The organism is Calothrix rhizosoleniae SC01, assembly GCF_900185595.1.
Taxonomy (GTDB): Bacteria; Cyanobacteriota; Cyanobacteriia; order Cyanobacteriales; family Nostocaceae; genus Calothrix_A; species Calothrix_A rhizosoleniae.
Window position 1 is genome coordinate 1 of record NZ_FYBH01000417.1, and the last position, 1,615, is coordinate 1,615.

The following is a 1,615-nucleotide window of genomic DNA, read 5'->3' on the forward strand; positions in this document are numbered from 1 at the left end:
AATTAAGGCGCGAACATTATTGAAGCACAAAACCTATAAGCAGTAAACTTATTACTTATTATTTATTACTTGCCCGTAGGGCCATAACGCTACCTTCCGTTACATAAAACTTACCCAAAACTACCTATAACTAGATAAATCTAGACATATGTCATTTTGGTGTTTACTTCTTGCTTCGACTGGGGTAATCGGCTACTTCCCATCCACAAGCTGAAACTGCCTAACTGACAGCCGATGATAAATTAATTGTGGCCTTTCTAGTAGACATTGGTGCCAATAAAGTAAAAGGGGAAATGAAAACTAGATTCATTTTCCTTTTCCCTTTATTCAAACCTGATGCTTATTTCATATTCGCTTTAGCATCCCGTACAGCCCCAAGGAAAAATAATCCGCTTAGGGGAATACTCAGTGCTAAAATTATTGCAGTCTTTTGGACACCTAGGTCTGGTTGACCAGAAGTAATCTCAAAAATCGAACCCACAGCTGCGATCGCAGTAATACAGGAACAAGCTAGAAATAAACCGCTTTTAGGAGTCATCGGATTCATTGATTATATTCTCCTTAAGCGATGTGTTTGACAGCTTGCATGGAAAAGCCATGCTCAGATAACTCTTGTGCTAAAGCCAAGGAATTATCGATACGATCTACAAACACTACTCCATGTAAGTGATCCATTTCGTGTTGGATACAGCGTCCCAATAAATCCCCAGCTTTTAAGGTTCTGGGACGACCATTTTCATCCTTATAGGCAACTTCTACCACTTGGGGACGAGTAACATCCATATAAACCCCTGGAATACTCAAACACCCTTCCTGTTCAGCACATACTTCTTTGCTTACTTGCTTGATCACAGGATTGATTAACACTAAGGGAGGGTTAGCAGGGTTATCTGGCTCACAATCAATTACAATTAGTTGCTTATGAATACCGACTTGTGGCGCAGCTAGACCAATTCCATCCTTACTGTACATGGTTTGCAGCATTTCGCGTACTATTTTGCGAATATCATCATCTACCTTCGCTATTCGCTTTGCTGGTTGACGGAGGACGCGATCGCCCAAATAATGTAATTCTAAGGGTGGATTTTTTAATTTTTTCTTCTCAACAACAATTTGTGCAGGCATAATCCTTTAACTCTTGGTTGCGGGCTAGGTCTTAATACGGTTCTAGTTTTTTAATCTTAACAATTCTAGTACGTCGTGGCAGAAATAAAGCAATCATTTATCAAAGGTCAGAGCTATATAATAAATAGTACTTTTGACTACCTTTGAGTACTAGTTACATCCCTGGAAATAAGCGATAAATATAGCATTACACACATACAGTTAAGATATTGTTGAAGGCTCAAGCCTATGAACAGTAAACTTATTACTTATTAGTTATTACTTATTAGTTATTAATTATTACTTGCACGTAGCGCTATAATTACATTTCTAGAGCGCACACCACCCGAAATCCAATACTGAAGTTAATATAATTTCGTCCCAGCATAAATTGGAAGCGATAGACTGAACGACAAAATATGGGATTAACTAGCCAAGAACCACCCCTGAGAGGGGAACGTTGAGGATTACCTCCATCTATCCATGGACTTGCATCAGCTGGCGCGCCTAC

2 protein-coding genes and 1 pseudogene are annotated in these 1,615 nt (G+C 39.2%); all 3 read right to left on the reverse strand.

Annotation, left to right across the window (positions count from 1 at the left end):
- Positions 1-340: 340 nt before the first annotated feature.
- Entirely contained in the window at positions 341-538 is a 198-nt protein-coding gene (locus CALSC_RS24750; RefSeq protein WP_088243868.1) for a hypothetical protein, read from the reverse strand.
- A gap of 23 nt (positions 539-561) precedes the next feature.
- Positions 562-1,125, reverse strand: coding sequence for a peptide deformylase (gene def, locus CALSC_RS24755; RefSeq protein WP_088243867.1), 564 nt, complete (start codon positions 1,123-1,125; stop codon positions 562-564).
- Between the two features lie 301 nt (positions 1,126-1,426).
- Positions 1,427-1,615 (reverse strand): annotated as a pseudogene (locus CALSC_RS26805) (hypothetical protein); the annotation flags it as partial.

What these genes read in the sequence shown, in the direction of transcription:
- CALSC_RS24750 (WP_088243868.1), bottom strand. Translation starts at nt 538, where the DNA reads ATGACTCCTAAAAGCGGTTTATTTCTAGCTTGTTCCTGTATTACTGCG.
- def (WP_088243867.1), bottom strand. Translation starts at nt 1,125, where the DNA reads ATGCCTGCACAAATTGTTGTTGAGAAGAAAAAATTAAAAAATCCACCC.